Here is a 16795-nt window from a genome sequence, read left to right as displayed (position 1 = left end):
CCGATCGGGCTTGGGTGCCTGATTCGAGCGCTCTGCACTTTTCAGAAGCATACGGCTTGCGCGCAAGGCGGCGACCACCCGAGGTGGGTGGCGGCTCCTGTGGCGCCGCAGCGTATCTTCATTCCACGATGCGGCACAACGCGAAGTCGCTGAAAACGCGCATCGGTGAAGCCATCGAATCAAAGGGAGACGTCATGGATCTGGGTATCGCCGGGAAGGTCGCGCTCGTCACGGGCAGCGGACGCGGCATTGGAGCGGAAGTCGCGCGCATGCTGGCGGCGGAAGGCGCGCGCATCGTCGTGTCCGATATCGACGCCGCCGCCGCAGACGAAGTCGCAAGCGGTCTGCAAAAGAGCGGCGCGCAGGCGATCGCGGTGCGCTGCGACGTATGCAGCGAGGACGAAGTGCGGCACGTCGCGAACGCGGCGGACGAAGCCTTCGGCGGCGTCGACATCCTCGTGAACAACGCGGGCTTCAACAAGGACCGCTATCTGACGAAGATGACCGAGCCCGAATGGGATTCCGTCGTCGACGTGATCCTGAAAGGCGCGTTTCACAGCAGCCGCGCGGTGTTGCCCGGCATGATGGCGCGCAAGTGGGGGCGCATCGTGAACATCTCTTCGCGCTCCGTGTTCGGCAATCCGGGGCAAACCAACTACAGCGCCGCCAAACTTGGCCTGATCGGTTTCACGCGCGCGCTCGCGCTCGAACAGGCGAAGTTCGGCATCACCGTGAACGCGGTCGCGCCGGGCTTCGTCGAGACCGAACTGATGCGCGCCAATCCCACGTACGAAACGCTGCGCGACTCGGCGATCGCCAAAACGCCCGTCGGCTTTCTCGGCATGCCCGGCGACATCGCGTCGGCGGTTGCGTTCATCGCGTCGGAGCGCGCGCGTTACATCTCCGGCGTCACGTTGTACGTCACGGGCGGGCGCTTCTCGTCCTGAACGCGCATTCATTTACCCATCATTCGAAGACGCAGGTGGCACATGGATTTTGATTTCGACGCGGATCAGGTCGCGCTGCGCGACAGCATCCGCCGTTATATGCGCAATGAAGTCGTGGCGCGCATCGACGAATGCGAGAAGGCGCGGCGCATTCCGCTCGACCTGCTCGCGGGCGTGAGCCAGTTCGGCTATATCGGCGGCCTGCTGCCGGAAGAAGACGGCGGCATGGGCCTCGATTTCGTCACCTGGGCGATGATGCTCGAAGAATGCGGTTATTTCTGGGGCTCGCTGCGCACCATCGTCAATATCACGAACGTGTTCTGCCGCCTCGTTTCGCATCAGGGCAACGACGAGCAGAAGGCGCGTTTTCTCGCGCCCGTGCTTGCGTCGCAAAAGGGCGCGTGCGTCGCGTTCAGCGAGCCGAATCACGGCTCGAATCCGGCGGGCATCGAAACGCGCGCCGAAGATCGCGGCGATCACTACGTGCTCAACGGCACGAAGCTGTGGATCACGAACGGCGTCGCGGCCGATTACGTCATCGTGCTCGCGCGCACGCACAGCAAGACGTGCGACGGCGGCCACTCGCTCTTTCTGGTCGACAAGTCGCAGACGCCCGTCGAGGCGCGGCTCGTCGACAAGATGGTGCTGAAGGCGTCGGGCACGTCCGAGCTTTTTCTCAACGATCTGCGCATTCCGAAGGAAAACCTGCTCGGCGCGGAAGGCGGCGCCCTCAAGGTGATGGCGATCGGACTGAACTACGGCCGCATGAATATTGCGATGGGCGCGGTCGGCGCGGCGCAGGCGGCGCTCGATCTGTCCGTCGAATACGCGAAGACGCGCAAGCAGTTCGGCAAGCCGATCGGCCAGTTCCAGCTCGTGCAGAAGCATATCGTCGACATGATGGTGCGCACCGAAGCTGCGCGCGCGCTCGGCTACAAGGCGGCCGTCGCGTTGCAGAAGGGTTTGCCCGCGCGCATCGAATGCTCGATCGCGAAGCTCTATGCTGCCGAAGCGGCGCATGAAGTGGCGAAGATCGCGATCGGCGTGCACGGCGGCATCGGCTATTCGACGGAGTATCCGCTGGAGCGCATATTCCGCGACACGAGCGGCGGCACCATTCCCGAAGGCACCGCCGAAGTGCAGACGCTGATCGTCGGGCGCGAAGTGCTCGGCATGTCGGCCATCGTGTGAGGCGCGCATGAACCAGGAAAACATGCTCGCGCCGCGCGACCTCCACACCGCGCGCTACTACTGGGAAGACCTGGAGCCGGGCTTCTCGTTCGAAACGGCGAGCCGCACCGTGACCGAAGCGGACGTCGTGAGCTTCGCCGCGCTTTCCGCCGATTACAACCGCGTGCACGTCGATGCCGAGTACGCCGCGAGCACGCCGTGGGGCGCGCGCATCGCGCACGGCATGCTCGTCGCGTCGATCGTGTCGGGACTGAACACCCGCACGGTGGTCAATCAACTGCTCGAGCCGTCGCTGATCGGCATGCTGGAGACGCGCATCCGCTTTCCGAAGCCGACGCTCATCGGCGACACGATCAAGGCGCGCATCGAAATCAGCGACAGGCGCGAGACGTCGAACCCGGCGCGCGGCATCGTCGATTTCAGGCGTGTGGCGGTCAATCAGCGCGGCGAGACCGTCTGCGAATGCGACGTACGCATGATGGTCCTGCGCCGCGCGCAGAACGATTCATAAGGAGACAGCATGGTCAGCACCGAAATCGGCTACACGACGATCGACAGGATCACCGTGCGCGGCAAGGATCTGTCGAAGGACATTCTGGGCAAACTCGACTTCGTCGAAACGATGATGTTGACGATCCTGAACCGCGTGCCCGACGAGCGCGAAAAGCGCATGGTCAATCTCATTCTCGTGACGGCGTGCGATCACGGCCTGACGCCTTCCGCGATGAGCGCGCGTCTCACGTATCTCGGCGCGCCCGAGGCGATGCAGGCGGCGGTCGCGGCTGGGCTCCTCGGCGCGGGCAGCGTCTTTCTCGGCACGACGCAGAACGCGGCGGAGATGCTCATCAAGGCCGGTCGCGAATTGCGCGACGACGCGAGCGAGGACGACATCACCGCGTGCGCGCGCGAGACCGTGCGGCGCGCGAAGGAAGCGAAGCAGCCGATCTACGGCGTCGGGCATCCGATCCACATCCACGGCGATCCGCGCGTCGCGACGCTCGCGCAGGCATCGCGCGACAACGGCTATTTCGGCAAGCACTGGCGGCTCGTGTTCGCGATCGAGCGCGTGCTGCGCGACGAGCACGGCAAGAACCTGCCGCTCAACGCCGTGGGCGCGATCGGTGCGATCGTCGCGGACATGTCGCTCGATCCGCTGCTCGCGCGCGGCTTCATGCTCGTCGGGCGCGCGGCGGGGCTCATCGCGCATCTGTACGAGGAGCGTCAGAACCCGGTCGCGCAGCAAATCTGGGATCTTGTGTTGACGCAGGACGAGCGCAACGAAATTCCGGCGCGCTCACGCACGCGCTGAGCCGCCAGCCGACGCTAACTCAGGCGCTCCGCGAAGGGGCGCCTCCAGAAGGAAGTGCCATGAACCTCAGCTATTCAAGCGCGGATCTCGCGTTCCGCGACCAGGTACGCCGCTTTCTCGCAGAGAACCTGCCCGTGGATCTGCGAGAGAAAGTGCTCAATCATCGTCACCTCGATGCCGACGACTTCGTGCGCTGGCAGCGCATTCTGTATCAGCATGGCTGGGGCGCGCCCGGCTGGCCGGCTGAGTTCGGCGGCACGGGCTGGAGTGCGCTGCAGCGGCTGCTGTTCGACATCGAATGCGGCATCGCGGGTGCGCCGCGTCAGCTTCCATTCGGCCTCAACATGATCGGCCCGGTGCTGATGAAGTTCGCGAGCAAGGCGCAGCAGGCGCGCTTCCTGCCGCGCATTCCGACCGCCGAGGACTGGTGGTGTCAAGGCTATTCCGAACCGGGCGCGGGTTCGGATCTCGCCTCGCTGAAAACACGGGCGGTGCGCGACGGAGACCATTACATCGTCAACGGGCAAAAGACCTGGACGACCTACGCGCAGCACGCCGACTGGATGTTCTGTCTCGTGCGAACCGATCCCGGAGCGAAGCCGCAAAGCGGCATCTCGCTGCTGCTGATCGACATGAAAAGCCCCGGCATCACCGTGCGTCCGATCCGCACGCTCGAAGGCCTGACCGATGTCAACGAAGTCTTCATCGACGAAGTAAAGGTGCCCGTCGAAAACCTCGTCGGCGAGGAGAACTGCGGCTGGACCTACGCGAAATACCTGCTCGGCCACGAGCGCACGGGTATCGCGGGCATCGGCAATTGCAGACGCGAGCTGAATTACGTGAAGGCGCTGGCGCAGCGCGAGCGCCGCCACGGCAAGCCGCTCGCGGACGACTTGCGCGTGCGCGAGAAGATCGCGTGCATCGAGGCCGAAGTGCTGGCGCTCGAAATGCTGCTGATGCGCGTCGCGTCGCAGGCGAGTCAGCGCGGCGCGGGCGTGGAATCGTCGATCCTCAAGATTCGCGGGTCCGAACTGCAGCAGTCGTTGTCGGCGCTGCAACTCGATATCGCCGGGCCGAATGCGGTGCCGTTCTCGCCCGACTGGCTCGCCGACGGCTTCGACGGATGGACGCCCGATCCCGGTCATGGCGCGAGCATCGGCAGCTTCTATCTGGAGATGCGCAAGCCGACCATCTACGGCGGCACGAACGAGGTGCAGAAGGAAATCATTGCGAAAGCGGTCATCGAGGGATGAGATCGGACATGGACTTTTCATACAGCGAAGAACAGCGCCAGCTCGCGGACAGCCTGAGGCGCTTCACGGAAGAGCGCTATCCGCTGGAGGCGCGCCGCAAGGCGAACGGTTTCAGCCGCGACGCGTGGCGAACCTACGCGGAATTCGGCGTGCTGGGGCTCGTGATCGGCTCCGAGCACGGCGGTTTCGATGGCCAAGCCACGGACACATTCGCCATTCAGTTCGAAGCGGGCCGCGCGTGCTTGCCAGAGCCGCTCATTCCGTGCGCGGTCATGGCGGCCGGGCTGATTCAGCGATACGCCACCGAAGCGCAACGCGAAGCGTGGCTGCCGCCGATCGCCGAAGGCCGCGAGATCGTGACGCTCGCGTATCAGGAGCCGTGTGCCCGCTACGACTTCGCGCGTCCGTCGACGGTAGCCGAAGCGCGTGACGACGGCTTCCTGCTCGACGGCGAGAAAGTTCACGTATGGCATGGCGCCGTCGCGCAATCGCTGATCGTATCGGCGTGGAACGCGTCGGCGCAGGCGATGTCGCTGTTCGTCGTGCCGTCGTCGGCTGCCGGCGTGACGATTCGCGCCTATCCGACGCTCGACGGCACGCACGATGCGCAAGTCACGCTGAAGGCGGTGCGCGTGCCGAAAAGCGCGCTCATCGGCGATGCCGCGCGCGGCGAAGCGATGCTCGAAAGCGCACTCGAACTCGGCATCGCGGCGCAATGCGCGGCAAGCGCGGGCGCGCTGGAACGCCTCGTCGAGATGACGGCCGAATATCTGAGCACCCGCAAGCAGTTCGGCCAGCCGCTCGCGCGCTTTCAGGCGTTGCGCCATCGCGTCGCGGACATGGCCGTGCAAAAGGAACTGGCGTTGTCGATGGCGCATCTGGCGGCATCGGCCATCGATCATCCGAGCGTCATCGAGCGGCGTCGCATGATTTCGTCGGCGAAGCTGATCGTGAGCCGCGCGGCGCGTTTCGTCGGCGAGCAGGCCGTGCAGTTGCACGGCGGCATGGGCGTTACGGCGGAACTGGCTGTCGGCGATTACTTCAAGTCGCTGATGGTGGCGTCGCTACGTCTGGGCGATGCCGAATTTCACGCCGACGTGCTGGCGAATCTGCCGATCGAGCCGGAGGCACGCGCGCGCGCCGCGTGAGACGCGCGCGTCCGGGATCACGCGCCGTCGTTCAGCGCGAGGTCCCGCGAGCGCGCGACGGCTTCGTCGCGGCTCGACACGCCGAGCTTGCTGTAGATGTTCTTCAGATGCCATTTGACCGTCTCGGGCGATATGCCCATCGTCCGGGCGATCTTCTTGTTCGGCAACGCCTGCGCGAGCAGGCTCAACACCTTCGTTTCCCGCACGCTCAGGATTTCCGGCGCCTTCGCCTCGCCGGCGCGCACGCCTGATCCTGGCGCGCCCGGCCGCTTCGCCGTCGCGCGCGCTTGCGCGCTGCGCAGACGATCGGCGTAGAACTGCAACACCGCGCCCTGCGGTTCGGTCCGGACGGCGGCGCCGATCAGATCCAGCGCGGCGGGATGCGCATCGAGCAGCGTGCGCACGAGGCCCAGGCGATGTCCGTGGCGCACGGCGTCCAGCATGACCTGGCGCGCCGAATCCGCGTCGCCGCGAACGTGCGCCGTGACAGCCCTGCGCACTTCCAGAGACACGGTGCGTCGCTGCCAGCCGCGCGCCCGGCACAGTTCGATGAGCGGCGCGAGCGCATGCGCCGCCGCGTCGTGATCCTCGTGCGCCATGCGCCAGTCGATATGCGCCTGCTGCGCGACGAAGCGGAAATCGGCCGCGTGCGCGAGCGAGCCGGCGCGCGCGGTCAGTTCGTCGAGCCGCGCGAGGCCCGCGTGCGCGGCGTCGAACTGGCCGCCCTGCAAGTCGCGCCGGACGCGCTGCGCGACGCAATGTGCGAGCGCGCGCCGCAGATCGTGCTTCGCGGCGTAATCCTCGAGCCGATCGAGACACGCGATCGCATCGAGCCGATGACCCGCGAGCCAGCGCGATGACGACAGCACCGTGAGCACGCTCGTCACCGCATCCGGAAACGACACGCGCTCGATGACGTCGAGACGTTCTTCGAGCAGCTTGCACGCCTGATCGGCATCGCCGGATTCGTAGAGCACTTCGCCGAGCAGCGCCGCGGCGAGCGCGGACGCCTCCGCCGCGGCGCTGCCACGCGGTTCGGCCTCGTGGAGCACGTCGCGGCACACGCGCTCGGTGCGCAGCAGATCGCCTTCCAGCAGATGACCGAAACCCACGAGCGCGCGCCCGCTCAGCACGCCCGCCGACGTGCTCATGAGCGGCGTGCCGTCCGCGAGCACGGGCGCGCGGTCGGTCTGCGCGCGGCGCGCTTCGTCGAATTCGCCGCGCAGCGTATGCGCCCAGGTCAGCAGATTGTTGTGCGCGCCGATGGTGATGCCTTGCGCGTCGTCCGGCAGCGTGCGCAGCTGCGGCAGCAGTGTGCAGGCGGCGTCGAGATCGTCGCGCTGGACCGCGAGCGCGGCTTCCAGCAGCGTGACGCGATAGCGCGAGTGCGTGTCGTCGTGCGCGAGATCGGCGCGCAGCCGTTCGATCTCGCTCGCGCAAGCGTCGAACTCGCGATTGTAGAGATGCAGATGGATCATCCAGAGCCGCAGCCCGACGCGCGCCTGAATCTCGGCTTGCGGCAAGAGACGCATCAGCGCGACGATCCGGCGCAGTTCGCCGCGCGGCTGCAGGGCGCGCGCGATCTGCGCGACGAGATCGGCGGCGGCGGCGGGTTCGCCGGCGAGCACGGCGTGACGCACGGCTTCATCGGCGTAATCGTGCTCGCGGAACCACTGCCATGCCGTGTGATGCACTTGCCGCTGCTGCGCCTCGCTGCGTGCGCGAAAACGCTCCAGCAAGGTCTCGCGAAAAAGCGGATTCAGGCGATACCACACATTGCGTGCATCCTGACCGGCGGGCGCGAGAAAGAGATTGTCGCTTTCCAGACGGGCGAGCAGCTTGAGCACGCTGTCGGGATGATCCGCGCCGCCGATCAGCGCGACGCACAAGGGCGCGCAGAGCCGCTCGCACACGGCCATCCGCATGAGCAGCTCGCATTCGCTCGCGGCGAGCCGCGACAGCACTTCGCGTCCGAAATACTCCGCGAACGTGTGGATGTCGAGCAGCGGAGCGTCCGCGAACGCTTCATCGAGCGCGAGCTGCTTCGGCGCGACGTTCCCGCGCTTCGCGCCGACCACCATCAGCTGCAGCCCGGCGATCCAGCCATCGGTCATTTCGTGCATGCGGCGCGCGTCGCGCGGGGCGATGTCGCGAAGCTGCAATTTGAGAAACGCGAACGATTCCGCCATCGAAAAGCGCAGATCGCGCATGTCGAGTTCGAGCAGCAGACCTTCGTCGCGAATGCGGCCGACGGACAGCGGAATCGCGCCGCGCGACGCGATCGCGACATGCAAATTCGGCGGCGCGTAATCGAGCAGCCATTGCAGCGATTGATGACAGCGCCGATCCGTCAGCCGATGCAGATCGTCGAGCACGAGCACGAGATCGCCCTGACGGCCCGCGATGCCGCGCACCAGCGCGATGATCGTGCGTTCGACCGCTTCGTCGTCGAGGCCGCGGCCGCCGAGCAGGGCGGCGTCGCCGGCGATCGACGGATCGACTTGCGCGAGGCTCGCGGCCAGTGCGTCGAGGAACCGGGCGAGGTCGTCGGTTTCATCGGATAGCGTGAGCCACGCGACCTGAAACGCGAGCGGATAAAGCGCCTCGCGCCACGCGATGAGCGCGGTCGTCTTGCCGTAGCCCGCCGGGCCTTGCATCACGATGCAGCGCTTGCGCCGGGCTTCGACGAGCTGAGCGACGAGCCGCTCGCGGCCCACGATGCGCGTCGATATGCGCGGCGATGCGCAGGCCGGATCGGACGCGGATGCCCGCGCGGTGTCGTCATCGGAATGATTCGGATAGCGAAGGAGGATCGTTTCAGTCATCAAGCACCTGCGTCTTTCAAGGTGGGACAAAACTCCGATGCCGGCGATTCTAGCGTTCACGACGCGCCGTGCCCGCTAGGGAACACGCGTAGTCCGGCGCGGGAACTATCGGAGTACGGCAATGGTTCGCTCGACGAACGAACTGGGGTATTCCCGCGCCTACTCGATTCGGGTAGTGGTGACGGGAAGACGCCCTGCAACACTGAATCGGACGGGATCGGAGGGGCGTCGGCGTGCGTCGCGTGCATCGGACAAAGGCGCCGGGGAGACCAAAAACCCATAACGAGGAGACAGCTATGTGTATCGTCAGGAAGAGCGTTGCCGGTGCGGCCCTTGCGGTCGTGGCGAGCGGCGTGGCGGCCCAGTCCAGCGTCACGCTTTACGGCGTCGCGGACGCATTCTTTCAGTGGTACGACAACGGCGGCCAGCATTCCTGGTCGATGGAAGCGGCGGCAACAGCGGTTCGATGGTCGGTCTGAAGGGCAGCGAAGATCTCGGCAGCGGCCTGAAGGCCGTGTTCACGCTGGAGAGCGGCTTCAACATCAACAACGGCACCGCTTTCGCCGATTCCTCGGTGATGTTCTATCGTCAGGCGTGGGTCGGCCTGTCGCACGAAAAGTACGGCTCGCTGACGTTCGGCCGGCAGTATCAGCCGACGTTCTGGTCGCTCTATCCGACCGATCCGTTTCGCGCGAACGAAGTGCTCTCGCCGCTCGCGGCATCGGCGAATTCCATCGACCGAAACACGATCGCCACGCAGACGGGCGGCGGCCGTTCGAGCAATGCGATCGTCTACAAGTCGCCGAATCTCAGCGGATTCCAGCTTTGGGGCATGTATGCGCTCGCGGCGTCCGTGACGCAGCCGTATCCGCAGAGCACGGGCAACATGCTCGATGTGGCCGCCACGTACTCCGGTTACGGGCTGTACGCAGGCGTGTCGTATCAGTTCCAGCATCCCGGATCGAAGACCTTGCCGGGATTGCCGGCTGCGGTGAACACGGTGTCCGTCGAGCATTACACGGCGGCGCTCGCGTATCGCATCGGCATCGTGAATCTGCAGGCCAACTACACGTATCACAAGCCGGAGAATCCGGCCGCGGGTTCCGTCGCGGCGCGGCTGAACGCGGCGCATCCGTTCAGCGTCGCGGAAATCGGCGCGACGATTCAGGCGACGCCCGCCGACGCCATCGAAATCGCCGGCTTTCAGCGCCTCGCGCGCGGCGTGCATGACAACACCTGGGGCGTGCAGGTCGGCGCGGATCATAGCCTCTCGAAGCGCACGACCCTTTATGCGCGCGCGGGCTTCATGAAGAACAACGGCCTCGCGACGACCGCCTGGCCCGGCTACACGACGACCGCGGGCGAGAATCAGACGCTCGTCGGCGTCGGCATGTCGCATCGCTTCTGATTGACAGCGGGCGCGCTTCGTCCGAACCTGCGGGCGCGGCGGAGTGCGCCGTTCGGCATTCATCGCATCGAGCATCGTTACAACAAACATGGCGGCAAATCACACTATGAAATTACTTCGAACTGCAAAGCTGATGATCGGCGTCGCCGCCGTCAGCGCATCGTTTTATGGCAACGCGCAGAGCGGCGCGTCGGCGCCCGTGAGCGCGTCCGTGCCGGCGATGGCATCGGCGGCGAATGGCGGCAAGACTTCGTCGAAAGCGGCGGATCGCGCGCTGCGCCGGAAGATCCTCACCGCGCTCGCCGACGCAAAGGGAATGCGCGCGGCCGGCATCACTGTGCGCGCTACCGACGGCGACGTGCTGCTCGAAGGCTGGGTTCCCGAAGTCGCGCAGATCGAGCAGGCGACGCGCGTGGCGCAGGGCGTGCCGGGCGTGAAAACGGTGCGCAACACGCTGACGCTCTCGACGTTCTGATAGCGCTTGAACGTTCCTTCGTCGCCCCGCGCCGGTTTGCGCCGACGCGGGGCGTTTGCATTACGCGCAGCCGGCGATCGACTTCGTTTCGAGGAACTCGGACAAACCGTGCTCGCCGAACTCGCGACCGTTGCCGGACGTCTTGTAGCCGCCGAAAGGCGCGTTCAGGTCGAGCGTCGCGCCGTTGAGCATCACCGCCCCCGCGCGCAGATGATCCGCGACGCGACGCGCGCGCGCCGCGTCGGATGACGACACGTAGGCGGCGAGACCGAAGTCGGTATCGTTGGCGATGTCGATGGCTTCGTCTTCGCTCGAATACGGAATCATCACGACGACCGGACCGAAAATTTCCTCGCGCGCAATGCTCATGTCGTTGCGCACGTTGGCGAACACGGTCGGGCGCGCGTAGAAGCCGCGCGTGAGCGTATCGGGCCGGCCGGGGCCGCCGGCTGCGAGCGTCGCGCCTTCGTCGATGCCGCGCTGGATCATCTGCTGTACGCGCTCGTACTGACGCCGATTCGAGATCGGGCCGAGTTTGGTATCGGGATGCGCCGGATCGCCGACCGTCAGCGCGTTCGCGGTCGCGGCAGCGATTGCAACGGCGTGGTCGTGCAGACGCTTCGGCATCAGCATGCGCGTCGGCGCGATGCACGTCTGGCCGGAGTTGAGCATGCAGAAGATCACGCCGTTCGATACGGCGCTCTTCAGATCGGCGTCGTCGAGGATCAGGTTCGGCGACTTGCCGCCCAGCTCCTGCGTGACGCGCTTCACGGTCGGCGCCGCTTTCATCGCGACATCGACACCCGCGCGCGTCGATCCGGTGATCGACACCATATCGACACCGCGATGGCTCGCGAGCGCCCCGCCGATGTCGGCGCCATCGCCGTAAATCATGTTGAACACGCCGGCTGGCACGCCCGCGTCGTGGAGAATCTGCGCGAAAAGCTCGGCGTCGAGCGGCGTGATTTCCGATGGCTTCAACACGATGGTGCAGCCCGCCGCAAGCGCGGGCGCGACTTTCGCCGCGATCTGATTGAGCGGCCAGTTCCACGGCGTGATGAGCGCCGCCACGCCGATCGCCTCGCGCACGATCTGCGTGCGTCCGCGCGTGGCGACGAACGGGAAGTCCTGCAGCGCGGTCAGCGTGCCGTGAAACTGGCCGAGTCCGGCGGGCGCCTGCTTCTCGCGCGCGAGCCATGCGGGCGCGCCCATTTCCGTGGTGATCGCGTCGGCGAGCGCGCCCATGCGTTCCTTGTACAGCGTCATGACGCGGCTCAGCAACGCCGCGCGCGTCGCGACGCTCGTGCGCGACCACGCGGGAAACGCGGCGCGCGCCGCTGCGACCGCGGCGTCGACGTCGGCGCTCGTGCCCATCGCCACGCGGCCGATGACGTCTTCCGTCGCGGGATTGACGATGTCGGCGAAATGCGCGCCGGCGGCCGGCTCGACCCAACGTCCGCCGATATAGAACTTGTTCAACTCTTTCACGGTTTCTCCATTGCGTGATGACGCGCTCAGACCGGGCGCTCACCGATGATCGTCGCGCGCATCATGCGGCGCACGGCGGGATAGTAGTCCTGAACGGCATAGTGCTGCGTGGCGCGGTTGTCCCAGAAGGCGATCGTGTGCGGCTCCCATTTCAGGCGCACTTGATATTCCGGCGCGGCCGCTTGCCGGAACAGATACTGAAGGAGGTCCATTTCGGCCAGCTTGAGATCGAAGCCGAAGCGATAGCCCGCGATCTCCGCGTAGTTGGAGAAATGCGTCGTGAATGCCTCGTTGACGAAGAGCAGCTTCTCGCCGGATTCGGGATGCGTGCGGACCACCGGATGCGTGACGGCCGGGTTTTGCGCGCGCACGGTGATGCGCTGTTCGGGCGGCAGCATCGAGCCGAAGAGCGGCATCAGATCGTGCACGGCGATGAGGCCCTCGAGACGCGCTTTGACTTCGGCGGGCAGGTTCTCGTAGGCGAGCGCCATGTTCACCCAGATGGTGTCGCCGCCGGTTGGCGGACATTCGGCGCAACGCAGGATCGAGCCCATCGACGGCACTTCGCGCCACGAAACATCGCTGTGATAGATGTTTTCGCGGCCGCGCTTCTTGTCGGACTTGTCGAAGACGACGAGCTCCGGATGATCGGGATGATGCGCGATGACGGGATGCACTTCCAGCTTGCCGAACCGCTGCCCGAGCGCGACGTGCTGCGCGGGCGTAATGTCCTGATCGCGGAAGAACAGCACCTTGTAGCGGATCAGCGCGCGGCGCAGCGCGAGATACGTCGGCTCGTCGAGCGGCTGGCGCAGGTCGATGTCGCTCACGTAAGCGCCGATCGCGGGCGTGGCCAGCGTGACGGTGAACGGCCAGATTTCGCCTGGAGCCGAATCGGAAGTGCGTGCTTCGATGGTCGAACCGGCTTGCTGCATGTCGATCTCCCGTTGATGCGGCGTCGCCAAAAAAGGCGCCCGAGCCGCGATGCTCGCGAGCATGGTCGCACAACCTGTCATAACAGGTGTACCGGTTAAAACCCGTAGCCTGTCATGACAGCTACAATCGCCGTCAGTGTTTCGATCCACCGGACAAGATAAAAGGGCGCCATGACACAAACTCGTTTCAGGCAGATCGAAGAAGCGTTGCGGCAGCAGATCATCGCCAACGATCTCGCGCCGGGCGTCAAGCTGCCGTCGGAAGCGGAACTCGTCGAACAATATGGCGCGAGCCGCATCACGATCCGGCAGGCGCTCGCCGGGCTGCATGCGAGCGGGTTGATCGAGAAGATCAACGGGAAGGGAAGTTTCGTCACGCGTCCGTCGGAGCGCTCGGATCTCGGACAACTGACCGGTTTCTACGAAGCGGCGCGCAAGCGCGGCCAGACGGCCAACGGCGAACTGCTGTCGGTGCGGACGATCACGCCGCCGCCGTTCGCGATGGAAGCGCTCGGCTTAAGCGAAGGCGACACGCTCGTCTGCGCGACGACCTTGCGTCTGTGGGACGCCGCGCCCGTCGCCATGTTCATGGTGATGGCCGACCCGGCGCTCATGGACGCACTCGTCGCCGAAGACCTCGAAACGAACGACGTCACGAGCATTCTCGAAGAACGCCTCGGTTATCGGCTGAAGCATTTGGAAACCGAGAGCGCCGCGATCGCCGCCACGAAAGAGCACGCGCGGCGGCTGAAGGTGGATCCGGGCGCGCCGCTTCTGCGCGTCCGGTGCACGCCTTTCGACATTCAGGGCAAGGCGCTGTGCTGCGCCGAACTGCTGTTTCGCGGCGACCGCTTCGCGTACAAGGCGAAGGTGTCGCGCTAGCCGCGCTCAGGCGGCGCTCGTCGCGACCGGCTCGGTCGAAGCGCGCGGCGCGCGATCCGGATGCATCCAGCGCAGCGCGATGAGCGTGGCGACGATCAGCATGGCGGCGGTCGTCGCGAAGCCCAGTTCGTAGGCGTGGGCACTCGTGCTGCCGTGCGCCTGCACGATGCGGCCGATGACCATCGGCGCGATCGCCGCGCCCGTGCTCGCGAGCGCGGTGTGGATGCCGATGAGCGCGCCGCGCTGCGCATCCGGCACGACTTCCGACAGCACGGCGGGCGCGAGCGCGAAACACACGGCCGGCAGCGCGCCGGCCACCGCGAACACGGCGACCTTCTGCGCGGAGCTGAGGCCCGGCAGCATCAGCGCGAAGAAAAGGCACGCGGATATCGCGAACGCGGCGCACAGCAAACGCACGCGTGCGCTGCGAGACGACGCCCCGCGAGCGAGCATGCGCTGCGACAGCCAACTGAGCCCGAGGCTGAACGGCGCCGCGGTGGCGATCACGAGCGCGAAGCAGCGTCCGGACGCGATGCCGGAGAAGCCGAGCGCTTTTTCGAGGTAACTCATCAGCCAGGTCGTGTTGGCGCCGAGCATCCAGTAAGCGGCGAAACCGAGCATGAACACGCTGAGGACGGTCGGATTGCTCAGGAGCTTGCGATACGGCACTTTCTGAGGCGCGGCGTCGGCACTGGCGTTGCCGCGCGGACGCCGCGCAAGATTGCCCTCGCGTCCGACGAACAGCCACACGACGCTCCACAACGCGCCGACGATGCCGAGCAGGATGAAGTTCATGCGCCAGCCCCAGTGATGCGTGATCACCGGAATGAGCAGGCCCGCGAGCAGCAGGCCGACCATCGCGCCCTGATTGAGCAAGGCGACCGGCATGTTGCGCTTTTCGTCGGGAAACCATTTGTAGAGCGCGTGTACGGAAACGGGATAGAACGGGCCTTCCGCCGCGCCGAGCACCATGCGGCTCAGGAGAAACGCGGCCATGCTGCTGAAGAGCGCCTGCGGAATCTGCAGCACGGCCCACATGACGCCCATCGCGAGCAGCAGCCAGCGGGTCTGGATGCGGTTCGACAGAAAGCCGACCAGCACCGTCGATACGGCGAACAGCCAGAAGAAGCTTCCCGCGACGACGCCGAATTGCGCCGGCGACAGGTTCAGATCGCGCATCAGCGGCACGGCCACCATGCCGAGCACGATCTTGTCGAGGAAATTGATGAGGGCAAGCGCCGTCAGCATCAGCGTCGTCAACCACGCCGCGCGTGGCCTGTAACCGTCGAGTGAGTTCATGGGTCGGATCGGCTCAAAAATGCGGCGCCCGTTCGGGCCGCGGGGTGCGTTGTAGGTTTCGCCGCGCGCGCTCGCGCGGAGTGCAAGCTGCACGTCGCCACGTTAAGTGCGCGTGACGAACCGCACCCCCACCCGAAACAGGGAGGACAGGGAAAACGCCGTCCCGCACAGTGTGTCACGCGGCGGGCGCAGACTGTTCGCCGCCTCGTTGCCTGGATTGCCGGCGCGCCGTGCATCACGCGGATGGCATCGTCCTTGCAAACGGTTCTTCCTTCGGACTATCGAACCATCGTTCAGCCCTGAAAGGAGAGTGCTCATGAGTCTGGATCTGACCTTCCGCGCAGGCGAAGCAACCGTGCTGGCGGCGCCGGGACAAGCGACCGACGCGATGCCCGAAATTCTCATCGGCCGCGTCGACGGGCCGGTCGGCCACGCGTTCGCCAACATGATGGCGCAATCGAAAGGACACACCGCGATGTTCGCGATACGCGCGTGCAATCAGATGGTGCGCCCGGCGACGATGATCGTGCCGAAAGTGACGCTGAAGGACATGGCGAACATCGATCTGTTCGGCGGCGTGGTGCAGTCGGCAACCGCCGATGCGGTCGTCGATTGCCTGATAGAAGGCATCCTGCCGAAGGATCAGGCGAACGATTTGTGCATCATCAGTCTGGTGTGGATCGATCCGCGTTGCGCGACGGACGCGAACATCGACAAGAAGGACATGTACCGCACGAATTACGAAGCGACCAAGCTCGCCATTCAGCGCGCCATGAGCAACGAGCCGAGCGTGGAGGAACTCATCGCGAATCGCCACACGATCAAGCACGACATGGACGACTGGAGCTGAATTCCGCTGTTCAGCGGTTTCCCGCCGGACGCGGCTCGCGCTTTCGTGGCGCCGCTCGCCGACGCGGGCTGTGCGGCGACGGTGCGCAATCTTCGCCGATGGCGGTGCCGGCGGATTTGCGCTGCGCGGCGGGCGGCGCGAGATCGGCCGCTTTCAAGGTGAAGTTGACGCGCACGGTGTCGTACGGAAACACGATGGCGCCGTGCTCGTCGTGTTCCAGCAAGCCGGCTTCGAGAAGCGCTTGCACGTCGCGATGCACGCCTTTCACGTCGCGTTCGAGCCGGCGCGACAGCTCGCGGATCGACATCGGGCCGGCGCCGGTCATCGCACGGATGATTTGCCAGCGGGGCGTGGTGAAGGTGCGGAAGAGGAGTTCGGGCGTGGCGTAGGAGAAGAACCTTCCTGGGAACTTGCCGCTCTTGACCGTGGCAAGAACGCGCTCGCTGAACTCTTCCAGCGACGCGATGCCGATCGTGACGGTCTTCATCATCTTGAGCTCCATCTGTTCCAGACTTGCACATTCGTGAAGAAGTCGGCGCATAACTGCTCGACCGACGTAAATTCATAAAGTGTCTCGACGTTCGCGAAGTGACGGTGATCGCCTTTGCCTCGCTCGTTGTCGTAACGCAGCACGCACTCGCCAGCGACGACATACGCAAGCCTGTATTTATATGAATGTGCATCCCGGAGCAGGCTCAGGGACATGCCATATCGTTAGTTCGACGAAACCACCGGAAGGCATCTCCTCTCGCGCACCCAGGACGAGCGGAGCTTTTCTGTTGGAC

The 16795-nt window shown here is 65.6% G+C and carries 15 protein-coding genes and 1 pseudogene; 10 read left to right on the top strand and 6 right to left on the bottom strand.

Features of this window, described 5'->3' with window-relative positions:
- Positions 1-194: 194 nt before the first annotated feature.
- From BG60_RS17140 to BG60_RS17115, 6 genes are read left to right on the top strand one after another with little or no spacing between them, the layout of a single operon-like run.
- Positions 195-947, top strand: coding sequence for an SDR family NAD(P)-dependent oxidoreductase (locus BG60_RS17140; RefSeq protein WP_033535894.1), 753 nt, complete (start codon positions 195-197; stop codon positions 945-947).
- Between the two features lie 42 nt (positions 948-989).
- Positions 990-2138, top strand: a complete 1149-nt coding sequence (locus tag BG60_RS17135; RefSeq protein WP_008347329.1) for an acyl-CoA dehydrogenase family protein — start codon at positions 990-992, stop codon at positions 2136-2138.
- Between the two features lie 7 nt (positions 2139-2145).
- Positions 2146-2649 (top strand): MaoC family dehydratase, encoded by a 504-nt coding sequence (locus BG60_RS17130; RefSeq protein ID WP_008347330.1) that lies wholly within the window; start codon positions 2146-2148, stop codon positions 2647-2649.
- 9 nt (positions 2650-2658) lie between these two features.
- A complete protein-coding gene (locus BG60_RS17125) occupies positions 2659-3447 on the top strand; it encodes a citryl-CoA lyase (protein WP_008347332.1) in 789 nt (262 codons plus the stop codon).
- Between the two features lie 59 nt (positions 3448-3506).
- Positions 3507-4700, top strand: a complete 1194-nt coding sequence (locus tag BG60_RS17120) for an acyl-CoA dehydrogenase family protein (protein WP_034472208.1) — start codon at positions 3507-3509, stop codon at positions 4698-4700.
- Between the two features lie 8 nt (positions 4701-4708).
- Positions 4709-5848, top strand: coding sequence for an acyl-CoA dehydrogenase family protein (locus BG60_RS17115; protein WP_008347336.1), 1140 nt, complete (start codon positions 4709-4711; stop codon positions 5846-5848).
- Between the two features lie 17 nt (positions 5849-5865).
- Here the strand turns inward: BG60_RS17115 and BG60_RS17110 are convergent, their stop codons facing one another.
- Complete coding sequence (locus tag BG60_RS17110) at positions 5866-8673, bottom strand: winged helix-turn-helix domain-containing protein (protein ID WP_034472206.1); 2808 nt, start codon at positions 8671-8673, stop codon at positions 5866-5868.
- 296 nt (positions 8674-8969) lie between these two features.
- Between BG60_RS17110 and BG60_RS17105 the strand changes: the two are divergent.
- Both BG60_RS17105 and BG60_RS17100 read left to right on the top strand, forming a co-directional pair.
- Positions 8970-10081, top strand: a pseudogene (locus BG60_RS17105) (porin).
- A gap of 106 nt (positions 10082-10187) precedes the next feature.
- Positions 10188-10556 (top strand): BON domain-containing protein, encoded by a 369-nt coding sequence (locus BG60_RS17100; RefSeq protein WP_063828775.1) that lies wholly within the window; start codon positions 10188-10190, stop codon positions 10554-10556.
- Positions 10557-10616: 60 nt separating this feature from the next.
- On the opposite strand, the gene BG60_RS17095 is transcribed toward BG60_RS17100, so the two are convergent.
- Together BG60_RS17095 and BG60_RS17090 are read right to left on the bottom strand one after the other, a co-directional pair.
- Positions 10617-12044: an aldehyde dehydrogenase family protein gene (locus BG60_RS17095; protein ID WP_008347346.1), complete on the bottom strand. Its 1428-nt coding sequence runs from the start codon at positions 12042-12044 to the stop codon at positions 10617-10619.
- 26 nt (positions 12045-12070) lie between these two features.
- Positions 12071-12979, bottom strand: a complete 909-nt coding sequence (locus tag BG60_RS17090) for a TauD/TfdA dioxygenase family protein (protein WP_051079008.1) — start codon at positions 12977-12979, stop codon at positions 12071-12073.
- A 171-nt stretch (positions 12980-13150) separates the two neighbouring features.
- Here BG60_RS17090 and BG60_RS17085 point away from each other — a divergent pair, with 171 nt between their 5' ends.
- Positions 13151-13861, top strand: coding sequence for a GntR family transcriptional regulator (locus tag BG60_RS17085; protein WP_008347350.1), 711 nt, complete (start codon positions 13151-13153; stop codon positions 13859-13861).
- A 6-nt stretch (positions 13862-13867) separates the two neighbouring features.
- Here BG60_RS17085 and BG60_RS17080 read toward each other — a convergent pair whose 3' ends face one another.
- Positions 13868-15160, bottom strand: a complete 1293-nt coding sequence (locus BG60_RS17080; RefSeq protein WP_008347351.1) for an MFS transporter — start codon at positions 15158-15160, stop codon at positions 13868-13870.
- 316 nt (positions 15161-15476) lie between these two features.
- Here BG60_RS17080 and fae point away from each other — a divergent pair, with 316 nt between their 5' ends.
- Positions 15477-16010, top strand: coding sequence for a formaldehyde-activating enzyme (gene fae, locus BG60_RS17075; protein ID WP_008347352.1), 534 nt, complete (start codon positions 15477-15479; stop codon positions 16008-16010).
- Positions 16011-16020: 10 nt separating this feature from the next.
- Here the strand turns inward: fae and BG60_RS17070 are convergent, their stop codons facing one another.
- Complete coding sequence (locus BG60_RS17070) at positions 16021-16500, bottom strand: HVO_A0114 family putative DNA-binding protein (protein ID WP_051079009.1); 480 nt, start codon at positions 16498-16500, stop codon at positions 16021-16023.
- Positions 16497-16715, bottom strand: a complete 219-nt coding sequence (locus tag BG60_RS39550; protein WP_235366163.1) for a toxin-antitoxin system TumE family protein — start codon at positions 16713-16715, stop codon at positions 16497-16499. The genes BG60_RS17070 and BG60_RS39550 overlap by 4 nt, the downstream gene beginning before the upstream one ends.
- Positions 16716-16795 lie beyond the last annotated feature (80 nt).

Origin of the sequence: Caballeronia zhejiangensis (assembly GCF_000698575.1) — a bacterium.
Classification (GTDB): domain Bacteria; phylum Pseudomonadota; class Gammaproteobacteria; order Burkholderiales; family Burkholderiaceae; genus Caballeronia; species Caballeronia zhejiangensis.
This window is presented reverse-complemented; position numbering and strand designations above follow the sequence as displayed.